At 70.9% G+C, this 20,094-nt stretch carries 19 protein-coding genes; 14 read left to right on the top strand and 5 right to left on the bottom strand.

The features are described from left to right. The first annotated feature begins 5 nt into the window (after positions 1-5). The 9 genes from LR393_RS12660 to alc all read left to right on the top strand — a co-directional run bounded on the left by LR393_RS12660 (position 6) and on the right by alc (position 8,543). On the top strand, positions 6-461 hold the full coding sequence (locus LR393_RS12660) for an RrF2 family transcriptional regulator (RefSeq protein ID WP_231484052.1): 456 nt from the start codon (positions 6-8) through the stop codon (positions 459-461). A 256-nt stretch (positions 462-717) separates the two neighbouring features. After that, positions 718-1,896: a class I SAM-dependent methyltransferase gene (locus LR393_RS12655; RefSeq protein ID WP_231484051.1), complete on the top strand. Its 1,179-nt coding sequence runs from the start codon at positions 718-720 to the stop codon at positions 1,894-1,896. Further along, positions 1,893-2,939, top strand: coding sequence for a hypothetical protein (locus tag LR393_RS12650; protein WP_231484050.1), 1,047 nt, complete (start codon positions 1,893-1,895; stop codon positions 2,937-2,939). The genes LR393_RS12655 and LR393_RS12650 overlap by 4 nt, the downstream gene beginning before the upstream one ends. A 42-nt stretch (positions 2,940-2,981) precedes the next feature. Further along, positions 2,982-3,509, top strand: coding sequence for a 2-oxo-4-hydroxy-4-carboxy-5-ureidoimidazoline decarboxylase (uraD, locus tag LR393_RS12645; protein WP_231484049.1), 528 nt, complete (start codon positions 2,982-2,984; stop codon positions 3,507-3,509). Then, entirely contained in the window at positions 3,509-3,841 is a 333-nt protein-coding gene (uraH, locus tag LR393_RS12640) for a hydroxyisourate hydrolase (protein ID WP_231484048.1), read from the top strand. Before uraD ends, uraH begins: the two co-directional genes overlap by 1 nt. A 3-nt stretch (positions 3,842-3,844) precedes the next feature. After that, on the top strand, positions 3,845-4,720 hold the full coding sequence (pucL, locus tag LR393_RS12635; protein ID WP_231484047.1) for a factor-independent urate hydroxylase: 876 nt from the start codon (positions 3,845-3,847) through the stop codon (positions 4,718-4,720). Positions 4,721-4,739: 19 nt separating this feature from the next. Continuing rightward, positions 4,740-5,978: a DUF6986 family protein gene (locus LR393_RS12630; protein ID WP_231484046.1), complete on the top strand. Its 1,239-nt coding sequence runs from the start codon at positions 4,740-4,742 to the stop codon at positions 5,976-5,978. A 15-nt stretch (positions 5,979-5,993) separates the two neighbouring features. Further along, positions 5,994-7,328, top strand: coding sequence for an allantoinase AllB (gene allB / locus LR393_RS12625; RefSeq protein WP_231484045.1), 1,335 nt, complete (start codon positions 5,994-5,996; stop codon positions 7,326-7,328). A 72-nt stretch (positions 7,329-7,400) separates the two neighbouring features. Next, positions 7,401-8,543: an allantoicase gene (gene alc, locus LR393_RS12620; protein WP_231484044.1), complete on the top strand. Its 1,143-nt coding sequence runs from the start codon at positions 7,401-7,403 to the stop codon at positions 8,541-8,543. On the opposite strand, the gene LR393_RS12615 is transcribed toward alc, so the two are convergent. Then, positions 8,528-9,013, bottom strand: coding sequence for a GNAT family N-acetyltransferase (locus LR393_RS12615; protein WP_231484043.1), 486 nt, complete (start codon positions 9,011-9,013; stop codon positions 8,528-8,530). The genes alc and LR393_RS12615 overlap by 16 nt on opposite strands. Before the next feature lie 96 nt (positions 9,014-9,109). On the opposite strand from LR393_RS12615, the gene LR393_RS12610 reads away from it, so the two are divergent. The 4 genes from LR393_RS12610 (at position 9,110) to LR393_RS12595 (ending at position 12,576) form a co-directional block, all read left to right on the top strand. Continuing rightward, complete coding sequence (locus LR393_RS12610; RefSeq protein WP_231484042.1) at positions 9,110-9,628, top strand: DinB family protein; 519 nt, start codon at positions 9,110-9,112, stop codon at positions 9,626-9,628. 69 nt (positions 9,629-9,697) lie between these two features. Further along, positions 9,698-9,991 (top strand): hypothetical protein, encoded by a 294-nt coding sequence (locus tag LR393_RS12605; protein ID WP_231484041.1) that lies wholly within the window; start codon positions 9,698-9,700, stop codon positions 9,989-9,991. Beyond that, positions 9,988-11,616 (top strand): serine/threonine-protein kinase, encoded by a 1,629-nt coding sequence (locus tag LR393_RS12600; protein ID WP_231484040.1) that lies wholly within the window; start codon positions 9,988-9,990, stop codon positions 11,614-11,616. The genes LR393_RS12605 and LR393_RS12600 overlap by 4 nt, the downstream gene beginning before the upstream one ends. 87 nt (positions 11,617-11,703) lie before the next feature. Then, positions 11,704-12,576: a CPBP family intramembrane glutamic endopeptidase gene (locus tag LR393_RS12595; protein WP_345718854.1), complete on the top strand. Its 873-nt coding sequence runs from the start codon at positions 11,704-11,706 to the stop codon at positions 12,574-12,576. 112 nt (positions 12,577-12,688) lie between these two features. On the opposite strand, the gene LR393_RS12590 is transcribed toward LR393_RS12595, so the two are convergent. Next, a complete protein-coding gene (locus tag LR393_RS12590; RefSeq protein ID WP_231484091.1) occupies positions 12,689-14,044 on the bottom strand; it encodes an MFS transporter in 1,356 nt (451 codons plus the stop codon). 5 nt (positions 14,045-14,049) lie between these two features. Beyond that, a complete protein-coding gene (locus tag LR393_RS12585) occupies positions 14,050-14,460 on the bottom strand; it encodes a MarR family winged helix-turn-helix transcriptional regulator (protein WP_231484038.1) in 411 nt (136 codons plus the stop codon). A 154-nt stretch (positions 14,461-14,614) separates the two neighbouring features. On the opposite strand from LR393_RS12585, the gene LR393_RS12580 reads away from it, so the two are divergent. Further along, entirely contained in the window at positions 14,615-14,983 is a 369-nt protein-coding gene (locus tag LR393_RS12580) for a DUF2530 domain-containing protein (protein WP_231484037.1), read from the top strand. Between the two features lie 12 nt (positions 14,984-14,995). Here the strand turns inward: LR393_RS12580 and LR393_RS12575 are convergent, their stop codons facing one another. Together LR393_RS12575 and LR393_RS12570 are read right to left on the bottom strand one after the other, a co-directional pair. Continuing rightward, entirely contained in the window at positions 14,996-18,103 is a 3,108-nt protein-coding gene (locus LR393_RS12575; protein WP_231484036.1) for a sacsin N-terminal ATP-binding-like domain-containing protein, read from the bottom strand. Continuing rightward, positions 18,100-20,016 (bottom strand): DUF3027 domain-containing protein, encoded by a 1,917-nt coding sequence (locus tag LR393_RS12570; protein ID WP_231484035.1) that lies wholly within the window; start codon positions 20,014-20,016, stop codon positions 18,100-18,102. Before LR393_RS12570 ends, LR393_RS12575 begins: the two co-directional genes overlap by 4 nt. Positions 20,017-20,094: the final 78 nt, after the last annotated feature.

The following is a 20,094-nucleotide window of genomic DNA, read 5'->3' as shown; positions in this document are numbered from 1 at the left end:
GTCGGGTGCAGATCTCCGCCAAGACCGACTACGCCGTGCGAGCCCTGTTGATGCTCGCCTCGAAGTCACCCGATCTCGTCAAGGTGGACGTGCTGATCGCCCAGCAGGATCTGCCCCGCAAGTTCGTCGAGGCCATCCTCTCCGAACTGCGCCGGGCAGGCCTCGTGCGCAGTCAGCGGGGCGCCGACGGGGGCTACGCGCTGGCCCGGCCCGCCGACCAGATCACCATCGGGGCGGTGATCCGGGTGGTGGACGGGCCGCTCGCCGAGGTGCGCGGGTTACGTCCACACGAAACCGCCTACACCGGTGTCGCCGAGCACCTGCCCACGGTCTGGGTCGCCATGCGGCACAGCCTGCGCATGGTGCTCGACGAGACCACGCTGCACGACGTGCTCACGGGTGAGCTCCCCGCCACCGTACGGGAAATGGCCGAAGCCCCCGACGCCTGGCTCGCCCGCTGACCACTAGCCGGTGAGTCGGCTGGTCGGTGAGTCGGCTGGTCGGCTGGCTACCGCCCGCCCTCTTTCTGTTCGTGATCATGCAAAACCTCCCCGGAGTTCTAGAACTGTCCGCGCGAGAGTTCTAGAACTCCGGGGAGGTTTTGCATGATCACGACAAAGGTTTGGGAGCTCGCCACGCCGGGGTTGGGGGCTCACCACGCCGGGGTTGGGGCTGGCTACACCGGGGTGGTGGGTGGGTCCTGAGACAATCGTTCTCGTGCCCGAACCGCTCCAGCCCGCCCTCGACCGACTTCGCCCCCTTCTCCTGGACACGGGCGGGCTGGTGCGTGCCGTGGCCTCGGGCCGGCGGCGCACTGCCCATCCGGATCCACAGCGGGCCGAACTGCGGCCGGTCGACCTCCGCGGTGAGCGGCACCTCCAGGTGACCTCGACCGACGGACGCATCCCCGTCGTCCGTAATCTCACCGGGGCCGACGCCGAGAGCACGGTCGCCGGCCTGCTCGCCCAGCCGTTCGGCAACTGGCACGTGGAGACCCGCGACAGCGTGGTGCAGGTGCGGGTGACCAAGCGCGGCGAGGCGCAGGTACATACCTCCGAGCAGACCGCCGAGCCGGTCGACACCACGCACGACCGGGCCAAGAACCACCTCATCGACCCCGCCGACCCGCTGTTCACGGTGCTCGGGGCCGACGCGGCCAAGCGCCGGCAGGTGGATGCCTTCCTGCGGCAGCTGGCCCCGATCGCCCGCAAGGTGAAGCAGGAGGGCCGGCCACTGCGCGTGGTCGATCTGGGCTGCGGCAACGCCTACCTGACCATGGCCGCGCACCGGTATCTGGCCTCCGAGGTCGATCCGGGCGTGCAGACGCTGGGGGTGGACATCCGGCCGGAGATGGCCGAGCGCAACGCCCGGGTCGCGGCGCAGGCCGGGCTGGAGGGCCTCGGGTTCAAGGCCGCCTCGATCGAGGAGGCCGCCGTCGACCCGGAGTTCACCGGCGTTGACATCGTGCTCGCCCTGCACGCCTGCGACACCGCGACGGACGACTCGCTGGCCCTGGCCGTGCGCTGGCAGGCCCGCGGCGTGCTGGCCGCCCCCTGCTGCCACCAGGACATCCAGCGGCAGCTCGCCGATTCGCAGGGCGGCATCCCGTTCGCCGGGCTGACCCGGCACGCCATCCTGCGCGAGCGTTTCGCCGACGTGCTCACCGACACCGTGCGGGCCGACCTGCTGCGGCTGCTCGGCTACCGGGTGGAGGTGGTCGAGTTCATCGACTCCCGGCACACCCCCCGCAACGCCCTGATCCGGGCCGTGCACACCGGCACCGCGCCGACCGCCCGACGGGTGGCCGAGTACACCGAGCTGGTCTCGGCCTGGCAGGTGGAACCGGCCCTGGCCGAGCGCCTGCGGCCCGAGGTGGACGCGGTGACGCTCGGGTGAGGAAGCCGCTGATCGCCCTGCTCGCGCTGCTGCTCGTGCTGCTGGTTCCCGGGACGGCCCTGGCGAAGACCCGCACCGACCGGGTGATCAGCGATCCGCGCATCCTGGAGAGCTCGGGCCTGGCCCCGAGCCTGCTGCACGACGGTGTGCTCTGGACCCACAACGACTCCGGCAACCCGAACCAGATCTACGCGATCGCGAAGAACGGTTCCACGGCCGCGGCGGTCACGATCGCCGGGGAGGACGCGCGGGACTGGGAGGCGATCACCAGCTGGCGTGACGCCGACGGCCGGGCACTGATCGCGATCGGGGACATCGGCGACAACAACGCCAAGCACGACTACGTGCGGATCGCGATCATCCGGGAGCCGGAGAATCTGACGGACATGACGGTGCAGCCGATCCGGGTGCTGCGCCTGACCTACCCCGGGGGGCCGCGCGACGCCGAGGCCCTGCTGGCCGATCCGCGTACGGGCCGGCTCTACGTGGTCTCCAAGACGCTGTTCGGGTCGGAGGTGTTCGTCGTCCCCACCCAGGTCTGGCCCGGCGGCACCGGCGTCTCGCGCATCACCCGGATGACCCGGGTCGCCCGCACCGGGGCCGCGCTCGTCACCGACGGCGCCTTCCTGCCCGACGGGAACATGCTGCTGCGCGGTTACGGCAACCAGTCGGTGATCGCCGCCCCGGAGACCGCCGAGGACGGCAGCCTCGACACGCTGGCGTCGCAGGCCCTGCCCGACCAGGAACAGGGTGAGTCGATCGCGGTCGTCGACGACGGCGCCTACGCCCTGATCGGGTCGGAGGGGGAGGATCAGCCGGTTCTGCGCGTACGGGTGCCTTCCTACGCGGTCGAGACCGCGGCGCCCACCTCGTCCTCTGCTGAAACGACCTCGGGGACAACCGAAACCCTGCGCACTCTCACGGGTGACGACAACCGCCTGCGCCTGCTGATCGGGGCCGGCGGGGCGGTGGTGGTGATGGTCGTCCTGTTCAGCGCGGCGATCATGTTGCGTCCTAGTCATTCTCGCAGACGCCGTCGTTGAGTATGGTGTCCGGGAACCCGACCATCGATCTTGAGGAGCCAGGTGCCCGCAGCGCACGGTGTCGCAGTGTTCAACGAGCTCACTTCCGAGACCGCCCGGCAACGGCTCCTGACCTGCCTGCACGGGCCCGGCTGGGCGACTGCGGTGCTGGCCGGACGTCCCTACCCGGATGTCGAGAGCCTGCTGGCCACGGCCTACCGGTTCGGGCTGGTGCTCGGTGACGACGACCTTCATCTGGCCCTGAGCAGGCATCCCCGGATCGGTGAGAGGCCCGCCGACGCCAGTCGCGAGGCCGCCCACTCCCGGTCGGAGCAGTCCGGCGTGGATGCCGCGGACGCCGATCTGGCGAAGAAGTTACAAGCCGGAAACCTGGCTTACGAGAAGAAGTTCGACCGGGTCTTCCTGATCCGGGCGGCCGGGCGCAGCGGGCCGGAGATTCTGCTGGCGCTGACCGAGCGGCTGGAGAACGACCCCGCGGCCGAGGCCGGCGTGGTGCGCGACCAGCTCGCCCAGATCGCGCAGCTGCGGCTGGGCGCGCTGATCGACGAGCTGTCGGCAGAGGTCGCCTGATGGCCACGCTGTCCACCCACGTGCTCGACTCGGGCACCGGCCGCCCCGCCGAGGGCATGTCGGTGGTGCTCGAGGGTTTGACGTCCGGCTGGACGACCCGGGCCACTGCGCGCACCGACTCCGACGGGCGCATCCGTGACTGGGGCAGTGACGAGATCCTCACTCCCGGCATCTTCCGCCTGACGTTCGGAACCGGAGAATGGTTCGGGCAGCAGGGCCGGGACTGCTTCTACCCGGAGGTGACCGTCGCGTTCCGGATCACGGAAGACGGTCACTTCCACGTGCCGATTCTTCTGTCGGCCTACGCGTACTCGACCTACCGAGGGAGCTGAGGCATGGGCATCGTCCTGGGCGCCAACCAGTACGGCAAGGCCGAGGTGCGGCTCGTGCACGTGGACCGCTCCACGCCGCGGCACGTGCTCACCGACCTGAACATCAGTACGCACCTGCGGGGGGCGTTCGACGCCACCTACCTGACCGGTGACAACGCGTCGGTACTGGCCACGGACACGCAGAAGAACACCGTGTACGCGTTCGCCCGGAAGTTCGGCGTGGATGAGCCGGAAGACTTCGCGATCCGCCTGGGCCGGCACTTCATCGAGTCGCAGGAGCCGGTGCAGGGTGCGCAGATCGAGATCGACCAGCTGCCCTGGGACCGCCTCGACGACCACTCCTTCGCCCGGCCGGGTGGCGAACGTCGCACCACCAGCGTGACTTTCGACGGCGATCAGGTCTGGGTGGTCTCCGGGCTGACCGATCTGGTGGTGCTGAAGACCACCGGCTCGGAGTTCCACGGCTTCCCGCGCGACGAGTACACGACCCTGCCGGAGACCACCGACCGGATCCTGGCGACCTCGGTGACCGCGCGCTGGCGGTACTCCTCGGCCGATCTGGCCTTCGGCGAGATCTACCCGGCCATTCGCTCGGTTCTGCTCGAAACCTTCTCGGCAACTCACAGTCTCGCTCTCCAGCAGACCTTGTACGCAATGGGCCGGGCCGTGCTGGAGAAGTTCGGCGACGTCGCCGAGGTGCGGCTGTCGATGCCGAACAAGCACCACTATCTGGCCGACCTGTCACCTTTCGGGCTGGACAACCCGAACGAGGTGTTCATCGCCGGGGACCGTCCGTACGGCCTGATCGAGGGTCAGGTGCTGCGCGAGGAGGCGCCGGACGCCGGCTCCGCCTGGCAGTTCGTTCCCGGTTTTGCCTGAGTCCTGTAAGGGGAACGACATGTTCGACGCTGCTTTCATCTCCGAGATCGACACCCTGCTGGCCCCCGCCGACGCCCAGGCCGCCCGGTTCCCCGGCGAGGCGCCCAGCCGGCAGCCGGTGCACACCGCATACGTACCGGCCGATCAGTTCACCGCGTCGACCTGCGCGGAGTGGGGCTCACGGGCACTGACCCTGCTGAGCACCCACGTCACCGATTCCGCCTCCCTGGCGTCTTTCTCGGGGTTGCCCGCGGAACTGATGGTGGACGTCCACCCGCGCCTGACGGCGAAACTCGCCTCCCAGCCGATCGAGGACGTCCGGGTCGACTTCGAGGACGGTTACGGTCTGCGTCCTTCCGAGGAGGAGGACGCGGCGGCGACCGCCGCCGGGATCGCCCTGGCCGAGCTGGCCCGCCGGCCCGAGGCTCCGCTGCTCACTGGCACACGCATCAAAGGACTCCAGCCCTCCACCCGCTGGAGAGGCCTGAAGACGCTGGAACTCCTCGTATCCGCCGCGATTTCACACGGCGGCCTGCCGGAGCGATTCGTCGTGACGCTGCCGAAGGTGGCGCACGAGGCCGAGGTCCGCGCCGGGGTGCGGGTGCTCTCGTACCTGGAGTCGGCCTACGGGCTGGCCGAGGGATCGCTGCGCCTGGAGCTGCAGATCGAGGTGCCGCAGGCGGTCTACGGGCCGGACGGCACGGCGGCGGTGGCCCGGCTGGTGCACGCCGCGGACGGGCGATGCGAGGGACTGCACTACGGCACCTACGATTTCAGTGCGGCGGCGGGGGTGGTCGCGGGGTACCAGTCGCTGGAGCACCCGCTGGCCGACCACGCCAAGGCCGTGATGCAACTGGCCGCGGCGCAGACCGGCGTGCGGGTGAGCGACGGGTCGACGAACGTGATCCCGGTCGGCTCCCCGGAGGCGGTCGCGCAGGCCTGGACGCTGCACGCCCGCCTGGTCACCCGGGCCCTGGAGCGCGCGCTGTACCAGGGCTGGGACCTGCACCCGGGGCACCTGGTCACGCGGTACGCCGCCACGTACGCGTTCTACCGGGCGCAGCTCGCGCCGAGCGCGGCGCGGCTGCGGGCCTACACCCAGAAGGCGGACTCGGGTGTGATGGACGAGCCCGCCACCGCACAGGCCCTGGCCAACGCGGTGCTGCGGGCGGTGGAGTGCGGGGCCTGCGACGACTCCGAGGTGCTCCGGGCCTCCGGACTCGACCGCGCGGCCCTACTGGTGCTGGCAAAACGCTGACGGGACGGGGTTCTCATGCTTGACACGGTTTTCCGGGCTCGACGCGCCATCACCACGGTCGGCGAGTCCGCACGTTCCATCGGGATTCGCGACGGGCGCATCGTGGCGATCGAGCCTCTCGACGCACCGCTGGAAGCCACCCGGGTGATCGAGCTGGGTGACGACGTGGTGCTGATGCCCGGCCTGGTCGACACCCACGTGCACATCAACGAGCCGGGCCGCACCGAGTGGGAGGGTTTCGAGACCGCCACCCGGGCCGCGGCCGCGGGCGGCGTCACCACGGTCATCGACATGCCGCTGAACTCGATCCCGGCCACGACCACGGTCGAGGCCCTCGAGATCAAGCGGAAGTCGGCGTCCGGCGCGGTTTTCGTGGACACCGGGTTCTGGGGCGGGGCCGTGCCCGGCAACGTCGACGACCTGCGGCCGCTGCACGACGCCGGGGTGTTCGGGTTCAAGTGCTTCCTGCTGCACTCCGGGGTGGACGAGTTCCAGCCGCTGTCGTCGGCCGAGCTGGAGCAGTACCTGGGCCAGCTGCAGGACTTCGGCGCCCTGATGATCGTGCACGCGGAGAACTCCGACGCGATCGACCGGGCCCCGGCCGCCGACGGCGAGCGCTACCGGAAGTTCCTGGCCTCGCGCCCGCGCGGCGCCGAGAACATGGCCATCGCCGAGGTGATCGAGGCCGCGCGGTACACCCGGGCGCGGGTGCACATCCTGCACCTGTCCAGCTCCGACGCCCTGCCGATGCTGGCCTCGGCCAAGCGCGACGGTGTACTCATCACCGTCGAGACCTGCCCGCACTACCTGAGTTTCACCTCGGAGTCGATTCCCGACGGCGCCACGCAGTTCAAGTGCTGCCCGCCGATCCGCGAGTCCTCGAACCGCGAACTACTCTGGGAAGGGCTGCGCGACGGCGTGATCGACGTGATCGTCAGCGACCACTCGCCCTCCACGCCGGAGCTGAAGCGTTTCGACATCGGCGATTTCGGCGTGGCCTGGGGTGGCATCTCGTCGTTGCAGCTGGGTCTGCGGGCGGTCTGGAGCCAGGCCCGCACCCACGGCCTCACGCTGGTCGACGTGGCCGAGTTCATGGCGGCCCGCACCGCGAACCTGGCCGGCCTGACCCGCAAGGGCCGGATCGCGCTGGGCTACGACGCCGACCTGTGCCTGTTCGCCCCCGACGAGGCCGCGGTGGTGTCGGCCGCCTCACTGGAGCACAAGCACGCGATCACCCCCTACGACGGCATGGCCCTGGCCGGGGTGGTGCGCGAGACCTGGCTGGCCGGTGAGCCCATCGACCTGGCCGCTCCCCCGCGGGGCCGGCTGCTGCGGCGGGGCGACGTGTGACCCCGGCGAACCCACTACTGGTCGTGATCAGGCAAAGTTTCCCCGGGGAAGTGGCACAGGAAGGTGGCCGGCATGGCTGAACAATTTGGCGGGCTGACAGATCTCGCGTGCTCGAACGTCGGCGGGCGGGTGGTGTACGCGAACGACCAGTTGTTCGCCGACCGGCGCAACCTGATCCGGCCGGAGCCCTCGGCGCACCAGGTGCACGAGTTCGGGCCGGACGGAAAGATCTACGACGGCTGGGAGACCCGCCGGCGCCGCGACCCGGTCGACCAGCCGGGCAACGACTTCGCGATCGTGCGGCTGGGCATTCCGGGTGTGGTGCGCTCGGTGGTCATCGACACGGCGCACTTCAAGGGAAACTACCCGCCCTACGCCACGATCGAGGCGACGGCGAGCGAGGGCCACCCGGTGGCCCAGGACCTGCCCGAGAGCGCCTGGACCACGATCCTGCCGAAGGTCGCGCTCAAGGGTGACACCGAGAACGCGTTCGAGGTGGCCAGTGACCGCCGCTGGACGCACGTGCGGCTCTCGATCTACCCGGACGGTGGCGTGGCCCGGCTGCGGGTGCTCGGTGAGCCGGTGGCCGACCCGCGTCATCTGACCGGCACCATCGACCTCGCCGCGCTCACGAACGGCGGTTCGGTGGTGGGTTGTTCGGACATGTTCTACTCGTCGGCGGGCAAGCTGATCCGGCCCGGCGACCCGCTGACCACCGAGGGCGGCTGGGAGAACGCCCGGCGACGCGACGGTGGCAACGACTGGGTGGTCTTCGCGCTGGCCGGGGCCGGGCGGGTGCGCCGGGCGGTGATCGACACCAGCCACTTCCTCGGCAACGCCCCCGGAGAGGTGAGACTGACGGGTGAGGTGCCCATGTCGTCCTCAGTCAATGACAGCTCGACCTGGCTGGAACTGCTGCCCCGCGGGCCGTTGCGGCCCGACTCGGTGCACCGGTTGCGGGTGGCCCGCGACGTGGTGACGCAGATCCGGATGGACGTGTATCCGGACGGTGGGATGTCCCGGGTGCGGTTCCTGGGCGAACTCACCGAAGGGGCCCTGGACGAGGCCGCTCTGCGCTGGCTGAAGGCCCTGCCGGACGGGCATCTGGAGGAACTGCTGCTCGCGGTGCCGGAACTGTCGGCGCAGGACGCCGATCAGCTGCGGTCGTCGAGGGACGCGCTCCCGGCGGTTCTGCGGAGTCATCTGCTCGACTGACCGGCATCCGCCGGGAGGGTCAGGCAGAGCAGGTGTGGACGTTCGTCCCACGACTGCGTGTCGGTGAACCCGAGCGATCGGTAGAGGCCGATGGGGGCGGCGCGCCAGTCCCAGACGGTGAGGGTGACCGGCCGCGCCCCGGCCCGGTCGACGGCCGCGCGCACCAGGGCGCGGCCGGCTCCGGTGCCGCGGGCCGCCGGGTCGACCCAGAGCCGCTTGATCTCGACCTGGTCGCCCTGCTCCTTCAGCACCACCAGGCCGAGTACGCGGTCATCGGCGCAGGCGAGCAGGCAGTCCGGGAGAAGGGTTTCCGGGTGCTCGACCTCGTTCTGGTAGCGCTGCGGCAGCGGGCCGCCGGGGGCCAGGCCGCGGTCGGTCTTCTCCTGCTCGGTGAGGGTGAGGTAGTCGCGCAGCAGGCGGGAGACCTCGGCGGCGTGCTCGGGACGGGCGGCTTCGACGGTCAGGTGCATCCGGTCAGCCTAAGTGAGCAGGTGGTGGGTAAATATCTGTGACCGGAGTGCGCATAGAAGAGGATTCACCCGGAAGGTCCGCACTAATCTTTGTCCATGGCGATCGCGAAGGACACCAAGGACTGGACGTGGGTACTCGATCGCACCTGCCCGGAGTGCGGTTACCAGGCCGGATCCATCGCGATGTGGCGCCTGCCGTCGCTGATCCGGGCCAACGCCGCCGCCTGGCTGGAGGTGCTGGTGACGCCCGACGTGCGCAAACGTCCCTCCGAAGAGGTCTGGTCGCCGCTGGAGTACGCCTGTCACGTGCGCGACACCTTCCGGGTCTTCGACGGGCGCCTGCACACGATGCTCACCGAGAACGACCCGATCTTCCCCAACTGGGACCAGGACGACACCGCTCTGGCCGACCGTTACTGGGAGCAGGATCCGGTGCTGGTCTCTCGTGAGCTCCTGGAGGCCGGTGACGCCATCGCCCACCGGTTCGCCGCGGTCACCGACGAGCAGTGGAGCCGGCCGGGGCGGCGCAGTGACGGGGCCCGGTTCACCGTTGACAGCTTTGCCCGCTACCTCCTGCACGACCCGGTGCACCATCTGCACGACGTGACGCCCTAGAGCTGTGGAAAACCTGGCCTGTGGATAACTTTCCAAGACTGTCGGTGGTCTGCCCTACGGTCTGAAGACATGAGCCCACGGCTTCACGTCGACACCGCAGAGCTCCACGATCTGGCCGGACGCGTCCGGTCGGCCGCGTCCGAGGCGTCCAGCCTCCACGCCCACCCCGGTCCCGTGCGGGCCACCATGTCCGCCCTCGGCGACCCGGCCCTGGTCGGGGCGTCGCACGAGTTCCTCGACCGCTGGTCGCACGCCCTCGGCGACGTGGTGGGCGACGCCGAGCGTCTGGCCGACCTGCTCGCTCTGCTGGCCACGACCTGTGAAGACACCGAAGCCATTGTGGCCCGGGGCTTTCAGCCGTGACCGGAGTGGCTCGCGCCATGCACCAGTCCTCCTCCGGCGGGATCTCCCCCAGCGAGCTGACCCGGCTCTCGGCGCAGTCGGCCGCCGCGCAGACGCTGAGTCGGCACCTCCAGGTGATCGCCGACGGGCTGGAGGCGGCGGCTGTCGGTCTGCCCACACCGCTGGCCCGCGCCGTGCCCGGGCCGGCCGCCGGGGCGATCAGCAAGATGCTCTCCACCCAGCCCGACGAGTTGCGCCGGGTGGCCTCGGCGTGCCGCCGGGCCGCGACCGCCTACTCTCAGTTCGCCGATCTGCTGGAGCCCGCGATTCACGGGCTGCGAAGGGCGCTTTCGTCTCCTTCCGACCTGGCCGAGGTGCTCAGCCGGGACGCCGCCCAACGGGCGCACGAGGCCGCGCGGCTCACCGCGACCACGCTGTCCGGGCTGGCGGCGGTGGCCCCGCAGCGTCCACCGCGCTGGCGTCGCTGGCTGGTAGCCGCCGAAGACGCCCGCGCCGAGGTGCTGCTCGGGGCGCAGGAGGCCACCGAGCAGAGCCTGGTCGCGGCCATCGGGTTCACCCGGTGGGCGGCCCGGCACGATCCCTCGACCACGGTGAGTCTGCTCGGAACGGCGAAGGAGGCGGCCGCGCACCCGGTCGAGACCGGGCGCGCGGTTGTCGACTGGCACACCTGGCGGTCCAACCCGGCCCGCGCCACGGGGCACCTGCTACCCAGTGTGGCCGGGGGTTTCGGGTCCGGAACGAGCACGGCGGCGGGGCGGGCCGGACAGCTCTCCCGGGCGGCCCGGCTGTCCCAGCTGGCCCGGGCGGAAGAGGCCGGCCGCCGGGGTGCCACCGAGGCGGCGGCCCGGTCGGCGCGGTCCCGGCTGATCGACCGCAGCACCCAGCCGCTGGGCCCGGTGGCCTGGGAGCACACCCTGGGGCGCGAGCTCACGCCCCAGGCGGTCGAGGCGGTGGAGAGGTTCTCGGCGCTGATCGCCGCCGGTGAACCCAGCCTGACCAAGACCATGCAGGAGGTGTCGAGCGCCGCCCGGGCCGATCTGGCCGGGCTGTCCAACCGCCTGAAGACCGGGGAGTCGATGCGGCGAAAGGTCGCAACGCAGCAGGCCAACACGGGCCGGCCGCTACCGGTGCTGCTCGACCGGGCCGAAGACGCGGTGCGCTACACGGTGGTGCTGGAGAACCGTTCGTACGTGTCCGGGGTCGAGCAGGTCACCCGTCTGCTGGCCCACCGCGGCTATCACAACCTCAGCCTGAACAACGCCTGGAGCTCGCGGCGCTACCGCGGTCTCAACAGCACCTGGGCCGACCCGTCCACGGGGATCGCCTTCGAGGTGCAGTTCCACACCCCGGCCAGCTGGCGCGTCACCCGCGACACGCACCGGCTGTACGAGGAGTTCCGCGACGTCTCCACCACGGCCGAGCGCCGGGCGGAGCTGTCGGAACGGATCGGCGCGGCCTACCGCACCGCTCCGGTGCCGGAGGGGGTGGCGCACCTGACCCGTCCGGCCCTGCCGCCGTCGGCCGTGGTGGAGCGGGTGCCGGTCGACTACACGGTGTACGCGGGTGCCGGTGGGGCGCTGGGGCCGGCGTTGCCGCGGGCCGGAGCATCCGGGGAGGGTCGATGACCGGGTAGCGGGGCCGACCACAGCGAGGGTGTCTATCGTGGCGGCGTGTCTCAGACCGATGCCGGCGTGGCTGGTTCCCCCTGGTGGATGCGGGGTCCGGCCCTGCGCCGCGACGTCAGCGAGGAGCCCCCGCACGGTGAGCCCGCGGCCAGGCGCCGGCTGACCTGGGAGATCTGGATCGTTCTCGGGCTCTCGCTCGGGATGTCGGGGGTCTATTCGCTGGTCAGCATCATCGCCAAGCTGACGGCCGAGGGCAGCCTGCGGTCGCAGACCTCCACGCTGAACACGTCCCAGAGCGTGCGTGAGTACCTGGACCTGACCTACCAGCTGCTGGGCATCGTCAACACGCTGGTGCCGGTGGCCCTGGTGCTGTGGCTGCTGGCCGGTGACACACCCCGCTGGGCCGAGCGACTCGGGCTGAGCCGGGGTGGGGTCTGGTTCCGGGGTGCGCGGGGCGGTGATGCAGGGCCGGGTAGCGATGCTGGAGGCCGCACCTATTGGCGCGATCTGGCTCATGGGGCCGGGCTGGCGGCGCTGATCGGGTTGCCCGGTCTGGCGCTGTACATCATCGGGAACCGGCTGAACCTGACCACGACGGTCGTGGCGTCCGGGCTGGGCGAGTACTGGTGGACCGTCCCGGTGCTGATTCTGCAGGCCGTCAAGAACGCGGTGCTCGAAGAGATCATCGTGGTCGGGTACCTGATGAACCGGCTGCGCCGTCAGAACTGGACCTGGCGGGGAATCATCGTGGCGAGCGCGTTGCTGCGCGGCTCGTACCACCTGTACCAGGGCTTCGGGGCGTTCGTGGGGAACGCGATCATGGGCCTGGTGTTCGCCGAGTGGTACCGGCGCGGCGGCCGGGTCTGGGCCCTGATCGTGGCCCACACCATCCTCGACATCATTAGCTTCGTGGGATACCAGCTGTTCCAGGGAGTCCTGGACAAGCTCCTGGGCACCTGACCCTTCTTGTTCGTGATCATGCAAAACCTCCCCGGAGTTCTAGAACTGCTGCTTCCAAAGTTCTAGAACTCCGGGGAGGTTTTGCATGATCACGGAGGGTTGGAGGGCGGGGTCAGGCGACGGAGTTCTCCGTCACCTCGGAGGTTGCCGTCTTGTGGGCTGCCGTGGTCCGGGCCACCGTTTCGGCCTCGGGGGTGCGGGTGGCGCGGGCCCGCTCGGTGGTGGCCGTGACCGTGACGGCCGGGCCCTTCTCGGCCTGGGCCACCGCCGCTCGCAGGCCCGGCGAACGGCTCAGCACGAGCACGGCCACGACGGCGACGAGCAGGGTGCCGATACCGCCGATGAGCACGGTCCAGCGCGGGCCGAACGTCTCGCCGACCCACCCGATGATGGGCGAGCCGATCGGCGTGCCACCCATGATCACCGCCATGTAGAGGGCCATCACGCGTCCTCGCATGGCCGGCTCGGTGGAGAGCTGGATGGTGGCGTTGGCGGCGGTGAGCATGGTCAGCGCCGACAGGCCCACGGGGATCAGCATCAGGCCGAACGACCAGTACGTGGGCATCACCGCCGACAGGATCGACGTGACGCCGAAGGCCGCGGCGGCCGTGATCACCAGCTTCACCGTGGGGTGTTCGCGGCGGGCCGCGAGCAGGGCGCCACCGAGCGACCCGATGGCCATGACCGAGCCGAGGATGCCGTACTCACCGGCGCCCTTGTCGAAGACCAGCCGGGCCATCAGGGCGATGGTGATCTGCGAGTTCAGGCCCAGCATCGCGACCGTGCCGACGATGGCCATGATCAGGCCGATCTCGGGGTGGCTGCGCACGTAGACCAGGCCGGCGCGGGCCGAGCGGTTGCCGCGGGGCGGGCGCTGCTGGGCGCTCAGCTCGGCGCGGTTCATCCGGGTCAGGGAGAACACCACGGCGACGAAGCTGACACCGTTGATGAGGAACACCAGACCGGTGCCGAACGAGGCGATCAGCAGGCCGGCGAGGCCGGGGCCGATCAGGCGGCCGGCGTTGAACGAGGCGGAGTTCAGGCCGACGGCGTTGGGCAGGTAGTCGACCGGCACCAGTTCGGAGACGAAGGCCTGGCGGGCCGGACCGTCCACGGCGGCGATGACACCGAGGCCGAAGGCGAGGGTGTAGACCATCCAGAGCTGCACGAGGCCGGTGACGACGAGCAGACCGAGGGTCAGGCCGAGAACGGCGAAGGCCACCTGCGTGAAGATGAGAACGCGGCGGCGGTCGAACCGGTCGGTGACGGCGCCGGCCCAGGGGGCCAGCAGGAGCACCGGGAGGAACTGGAGCGCGGTCGTGATGCCGACCGCGACGCCGGAGTTGTCGGTGAGCTGGGTGAGGACCAGCCAGTCCTGGGCCACGCGCTGCATCCAGGTGCCGGTGTTCGACACGATGGCTCCGGTTGCCCAGAGTCGGTAGTTACGGATGCCCAGGGCCCTGAACATGGGACTCACGAGTCGGCGATCCTCCTCAATATCTGTGACGCACGGGCGAGAACGGCTCGCTCTTCCGGGTCGAGGTCGGCCAGCCGCCGGGCCAGCCAGGCGTCACGCTGACGACGGGTCGCCGTGACGGCGGCCGCACCGGACGGGGTGATCCGGACGATGATCTGCCGGCCGTCGGCCGGGTCGGGCTCGCGGTCGACCAGACCGCGGGCGTCCAGGGACGCGAGCGTGCGCGTCATCGAGGGCGGCTGCACCCGCTCGAAATCGGCCAGGGCCCGGGGAGTCAGGGGACCGGAGCGGTCCAGCACGGCCAGCACCGACATCTGACTGTCGGTGAGTTCGGTGTCGGACTTCTCCGCGCGCAACCGGCGCGTCACCTTCATCAGGGACACGCGCAGGTCTGTTTCCTCGAGCACGCTCACAGTCTACCGAACTGCTTAGCCGTGCTAACTATTCCCCCTCCCCTCGGGGTGGTTTCCGGTCGCCCGTTCGGGCCGTCGGACGCGAGATCATCACGCTGTGGGGCACATAACCCCAGGTCCGCCCGTTCGGACAGGTAACCTCGAAAGAGTGGGAGAACAGGAAGTGCCCTACCAGGTCACCCAGGGTGGTCCGGGCGAGCGGCTGCCGGTGGCAGTCGGCACCGGCATCTGGGCGCTGCTGTTCGTGCTGGGACTGATCCTGCGCCCCGAGCTGGAGTCCACCGGACGCGGCTGGTGGGTGTGGACGGCCCTGGCCGGAGTGGCGCTCGGCTTCGTGGGCTACACGTACCTGCTCCTGCGCCGTCCCAAGCCGAAACCGGGTGAGGTCATCCCCTCCAGCGGCTACACGGGTGACGTCGACGACGTGCCGCGCAACAACGGGGAACCCACCGGGCTGCCCAAGCTGCGGCGCAAGCCCGTACCCCGGCCCGGCGGCGGGCCGGGCACCCTGCCCTGACCCGCTGACCCGCTAGCCGAAGGTCTGGTCGACCAGCGCGTCCGGGCCCAGATCCGGGTCGGCGAGCACCCCCGCCAGGAGGTCGCGCAGGTCCCAGCGCTCCCCCGACCAGGCCAGCGCCCGGGCCAGACCGTCGACGGTGGACGCGTGCAGTCTCGCCGTCGTGCCCTCACCCTCGACCCACCAGTCCACCTCGACACCATCCACGACGAGCGAATCGTGCTCGCACCAGGTGACCGGGGCATCGGGCAGCAGGGCCCGCACCGCCTCGCCCACCGGCTGCTCCGTGCCGGCGGCATCGTCGAGATCGCCGGAGACCAGGTCCCCCGCGCGGGAGACGCCGAGCAGGCCGGTCAGCGCACCGGCCCGGCCGGGCGCCACCGGCACCTGCGCCCCGAGGTCGTGACGCTGGCGGTACATCGGTGAGTCGACGATCACGGCCTCCGCGACCGGCACCACCACGGTGCGGGCCGGGTCGTCCGGGTCGAGGGCCCGCACGGAGAAGGGACGTGCGGTCTCTTCCACAACCGGACCGGAGGCCAGGTCGGCCATGCGCTCGAGCAGCGGCAGCAACATCGCGGCGGTCAGCTCGACCTCCGGATCGGCCAGCCGGTCCAGCACGTCGTGCAGACCCTGGGCATCCAGGTCGTCCACCCCGGTGACCACTCCGACCGCGCGGCTTGCGGCGGCATCGAGCCCGGCCAGCCAGTCCGGCGCCGGAGCCAGCAGAGCCCGCAGCGACGGCTCGGCGTCGGGCGCCGCGAGGACACCGCCCTCCTCGTCGCCGTCGGTCAGCTCGGATCTCAGCCACCAGGAGGTGTACGAGGGAACGTCGAAGCCCCGGCCGCCCGACACCACGTGCGCCGGGCGCACCAGCGCGGGCCGCAGCAGCGGGTCGGCGGCGATCGCCGTTACCACGTCGGGCAGCGCCTCGGGTCGCACCAGGTCCAGGTCGCGCACCGCGATGAGCTCGGAAATCGTCCCGCCAGGCAGCATCTCGGGATGGGCCGCCTGAATCCAGGCGGTGTAGTCGTCCCAGGCGTCGAGCTCGGTGGAGGGCGTGCCCTCCTCGTCGTCCAGACCCAGCAGATCGGGCTCCAGCGACGCCTCCGACGCCAGGAAGGCACCCGGCCCCCGCAGCACACCGACCGCGACCAGGGCGCTCTCACCCCAGCGCTGCGCCCACCACTCGGGCAGGATGCCCACGTCGTCGGGATGGAACCAGTCGGCGGCCGGGCTGCCCTCGATGGCCAGGGCGGACGCCGGGGTCGGCTCACCGTCCTCGTCGCTCAGTTCCAGTTCGCCCAGCCAGGGCAACTCCCCCGGACCCAGTTCACCCGCGGCCACGGCCACCGCGACCAGGGCCAGCACGGCGTCGCGCAGTTCGTCGGGCGAACGGTCAAGATCAGCGAAAGCACCCGGCTCGTCGCCAATCTCGCGGACCGCCGAGCGCACCACCGGGAGCTCGACCAGCGCTCGCGGACCGGCCACGGTGACGCCCAGCCGTTCGAGCAGGGGATGCACCGCGTCGGGATGCACCACCTTCGCCCCGAGCACGCTCAGCGCCTCGGGCACCGAGATCGGCGCCCCCGCGTCGACATCGGTCTCCGGGGAGGCCAGCAGCAACCCCCGGGCGCCGCGTGCGACCGTGCCGTCGGCCAGCGGGACCGGGAGGAAAGCCAGTGCCTCGCGAACCGTTTCATCGATCGTCAGCCCGGCCAGCGCCTCGTAGGCCGCACGCCAGCGCTGCGGGTCGGGCAGCGCCGGCAGGGACTCGACCGCGTCGGAGAGCCACAGGCGACGCACGTTCAGATGTTCGAGCACCGGCCATGACGGACGCGGCGCATGCACGAGACCGACCAGCCAGGAAGCAAAAACACTCACCACCGCACGGTCGGCCCCGACCGGCCCGGCGAGCGCCAGGGCCTGCGTCGGCCGCAACAGCACCGAGGCGTCCTCAGCCGAGTGCAGCAGCGGGATGCCGGGCAGCAGGGCCAGCACGGCCTCACGCAGAGCACCGTCCACCGCTCCGGCGGGCAGGCCGGTGACGACGAGCGGCCAGGCCTCGCCGCCCTCGGCGACCACCTCACCCAGCAGGTCGGCGTAGGCCCGGGCGGCGTTCGCCACGATCAGGTCGGTGACCGGTCCGGTCACCACGTGCCGCCGGGTCACGTCCATCGGCACGGTGGCCACGAGAACCGCCGGCCAGGGCAGGGATTCGTCACTCGGCGTAGGCGCGTTGAGCACCGCCGGCCGGGGCCGGTCGGCCTCGCCGGACGGCAGCGCCCAGGTCAGGCTCCAGCGGGTGAGAGCCCGCTCCTCGGTGGGCCGGTCGGCCAACAGCTCCGCCGGAATATCGCCCTCCCGCCGCAGGATCCGCCAGCGGTGCGCGACATCGCGCAGCACCCGCGGTGATTCACCGGGCTGCTCGACGATGATCTCGTCCAGCCCGGGCAGGGCCAGCAGGAGCACGTCGGAGACCTCGGCCAGCAACTGCCGCACCCGGGCGGTGGCTTCCGGACCCGACAGCGGCAGCAGAACCGCTGTGTCGTACCCCTCCGGCGGCACCCCCTCGGCCTCGAAAGGCAGTCGCAGCACCGGAACCTTGCCGTCGCGGCGCTGCTGCTCTTCCGTCAGCTTCGGTGAATCGTCTTCGAAAGCCTTGCGGCTCACCAGTTCGCGGGTGTCCGCAGCCGAGAACCGAACTCCGCCGGAGCGGCTCAGCACCGCCGGCTCGTCGGACACCGCCAGCACGGCGGCGAAACCGACGCCGAACCGGCCGACCGTGCCGCCGTCACGCTTGGCCGAGGCCCGCAGCGTGCACAGTGCCTGCACGCCGTCGGCGTCGAGCGGGGCACCGGTGTTGGCCGCGACCAGCACCGGTCCGCCCGTACCGTCGACAGACTCGGTCAGTCGCAGCAGCAACCGCCCGGACACCTCGCCCCGAGACGCGGCATCGGCCGCGTTCTGGGCCAGTTCGATCACCAGGCGATCCCGGTAACCGCCCAGGACGAGCTCTTCCTCGGCATTGGCGTCTTCCCGGAACCGGGTCGGTGAGGCCGCCCAGGCCGCCAGAACCCGGTGCCGGATGTCCGCCACCCCGAACCGGTCGTCGGTCACGACTGCGGCGGCACCTCGGTCCGGCTCTCAGGCGTGCGCTCGTCGTCGTCCGGTGCCTGCGCGGCTTCCGTCACCGGTGTCGCCGCCTGGCTCTCCGTCGCCTCAAAATTGAGGACGTCTGCCACAGAGTCGGTTTCGACGGCGCCACGACCAGCGGGGTCGGCTTCGGCCGATCCGGCCCGAACCGGCTCGGAGGCGGCGTCGCCGTGGTCCGGCCCCGTCACCGCGTCCACCGCGGCACCGGCAGTGCCGCTGCTCAGGGAAGGCGTTGCCGTCTCGGACGAAGCGGCCAGCGCACCGTCCGACTCCCGGATGGACTGACCCGGCGTCGCGACCGAACCATCGGCGGGCGAGTTGTACTCGCTCACCGGCTCGAGCGCCTGCCCCTGGGAAACCTCGCTTGACGCAACCGTTTCCGGAGCATCGACGTCTGCCACCCGAGCATCTGGACCCAGCGCGACCGGCGGAGCCTGGTCTTCCTCCGGCTCGGCCTTCACCGTCCGCTCCTCGGGAACACCCCCGAACGAAACGACCTCAGTGACCGGCTCAGCCGACTCGACCCGCTCAGCCGACTCGTCCTGCTCAGCCGACTGAACCGGCTCGACAGAAACGGGCGCCGCCTCTTCGGCAACCGCCTCGTCCACAACCGGCTCAACCCCAGCGACCTCGTCGGCAACCGACGCGTTCACCGTGTTCTCGTCGACCGCCGACTCACTCGTCACCGGCTCACTCACCGCCGACTCACCCAGCGGATGCACCGTGATCAGGTCTTCCGGCGAAGCCACCGGCTCCGGATCGATCGTCGGCTCGACCGCGATCTGCACCGGAGGGGCAGTGTCGGGCTCGACCAGATCCTTCATCGTGCCACCGGCGTCCCGCGGGGTCCGGCGTGTCGGCACCTCGGCCTGCGCATCAGCATCGCCAGACGCCTCAGCACCAGTCTCAGCGTCGGCCGACGACTCCGAGCCGACCCCGTCCGAACGGTTGCCGGGGGTCTGGGGCCCGTCGTCGTCCACCATGGACCCGGTCTCGATGCCGGGAGCCGGCTCGGCCGAAGACTCAGCCGAAGGCTCGGGGGCCGACAGGTCGAACTCCTCGACGACCGTGTCGTCGAGGATGTGATCACTCAGCGGTTCGGGGGCGGGCATCTCCAGGTCGGTCTCACTGTGCGCACCACAGCCGAAGTCGACCGTGACCACCGAGCCGTCGGCGGGAGACCACTCGTTGGCGCACGCACCGAACGACTGACGCAACCGGCCGGACAGCGGCACGAAGTACGCGCAGGTCACACAGGACGCGGCGGACTGAACGGCGATGTCGGCCGTGGGACCGTGCGGACCCCGGTGCCAGCGGTCAGCCGCACCCGAGACCCCCTCGGGCCCGAGCAACCGCTCGCGCCCCAGACCGAGCTCCCAGAAGAGCTGCTGGTCGGAGTCGTCTTCGTCGGTGACCGTGTAGCCCGGGACCAGGTTCGGGTCTTCGGGCCGGAACGGCAGCTCGTCACCGGGGCCCAGGTCGCCCGGGGCCAGCCGGTCGGACCACGGCACCCAGTCCGGAGCCATGATCGACTCGGCGCCCGGCAGCAGAACGGTGTCACAGACCGTCACCCGATCGGACCCGGGAACGTGGGCGAGCGTGACCGCCCAGCGCCAGCCCCGGTAGCCCTTCGCGGTGCAGTCGAAGGCGTGCATCGTCAGCCCGGCCTGGTCGACCGACACCGAGAGGTGACGGCCGACGGTGTCCGGCTGGGCGACATCCTCCGCGGCGCCACGGGCCAGGTCGACCGCGGCCGCTGCGACCGGGTCGGGCTCGGTCGGCAGCGCGGCCGGAGCCGGCACCTGCGGTTCGGCCTGCTCAGGAATGATCGGGGCCTGAACCTCGTCGATCGTTCCGGTCACCTGCTGGTCCACCATCTGCTCCACTCCTGCTGCACCCCGACCTGCCTGCCACCGTTCACCGGTTGCCGTGCCACCCGTCGACGACGACGGGGG

Source organism: Kineosporia mesophila, assembly GCF_021129235.1.
GTDB lineage: Bacteria > Actinomycetota > Actinomycetes > Actinomycetales > Kineosporiaceae > Kineosporia > Kineosporia mesophila.
Note: the sequence above shows the minus strand (reverse complement) of the source record. Positions and strands in the feature narration are given on the sequence as shown.

Excerpts from the sequence above, each read along its gene's own strand:
- LR393_RS12615 (WP_231484043.1), bottom strand. The coding sequence starts at position 9,013 with ATGCACCTGACCGTCGAAGCCGCCCGTCCCGAGCACGCCGCCGAGGTC.
- LR393_RS12610 (WP_231484042.1), top strand. The coding sequence starts at position 9,110 with ATGGCGATCGCGAAGGACACCAAGGACTGGACGTGGGTACTCGATCGC.
- LR393_RS12595 (WP_345718854.1), top strand. The coding sequence starts at position 11,704 with ATGCGGGGTCCGGCCCTGCGCCGCGACGTCAGCGAGGAGCCCCCGCAC.
- pucL (WP_231484047.1), top strand. The coding sequence starts at position 3,845 with ATGGGCATCGTCCTGGGCGCCAACCAGTACGGCAAGGCCGAGGTGCGG.
- LR393_RS12570 (WP_231484035.1), bottom strand. The coding sequence starts at position 20,016 with ATGGTGGACCAGCAGGTGACCGGAACGATCGACGAGGTTCAGGCCCCG.
- uraH (WP_231484048.1), top strand. The coding sequence starts at position 3,509 with ATGGCCACGCTGTCCACCCACGTGCTCGACTCGGGCACCGGCCGCCCC.
- LR393_RS12630 (WP_231484046.1), top strand. The coding sequence starts at position 4,740 with ATGTTCGACGCTGCTTTCATCTCCGAGATCGACACCCTGCTGGCCCCC.
- allB (WP_231484045.1), top strand. The coding sequence starts at position 5,994 with ATGCTTGACACGGTTTTCCGGGCTCGACGCGCCATCACCACGGTCGGC.
- LR393_RS12590 (WP_231484091.1), bottom strand. The coding sequence starts at position 14,044 with ATGTTCAGGGCCCTGGGCATCCGTAACTACCGACTCTGGGCAACCGGA.
- alc (WP_231484044.1), top strand. The coding sequence starts at position 7,401 with ATGGCTGAACAATTTGGCGGGCTGACAGATCTCGCGTGCTCGAACGTC.
- LR393_RS12605 (WP_231484041.1), top strand. The coding sequence starts at position 9,698 with ATGAGCCCACGGCTTCACGTCGACACCGCAGAGCTCCACGATCTGGCC.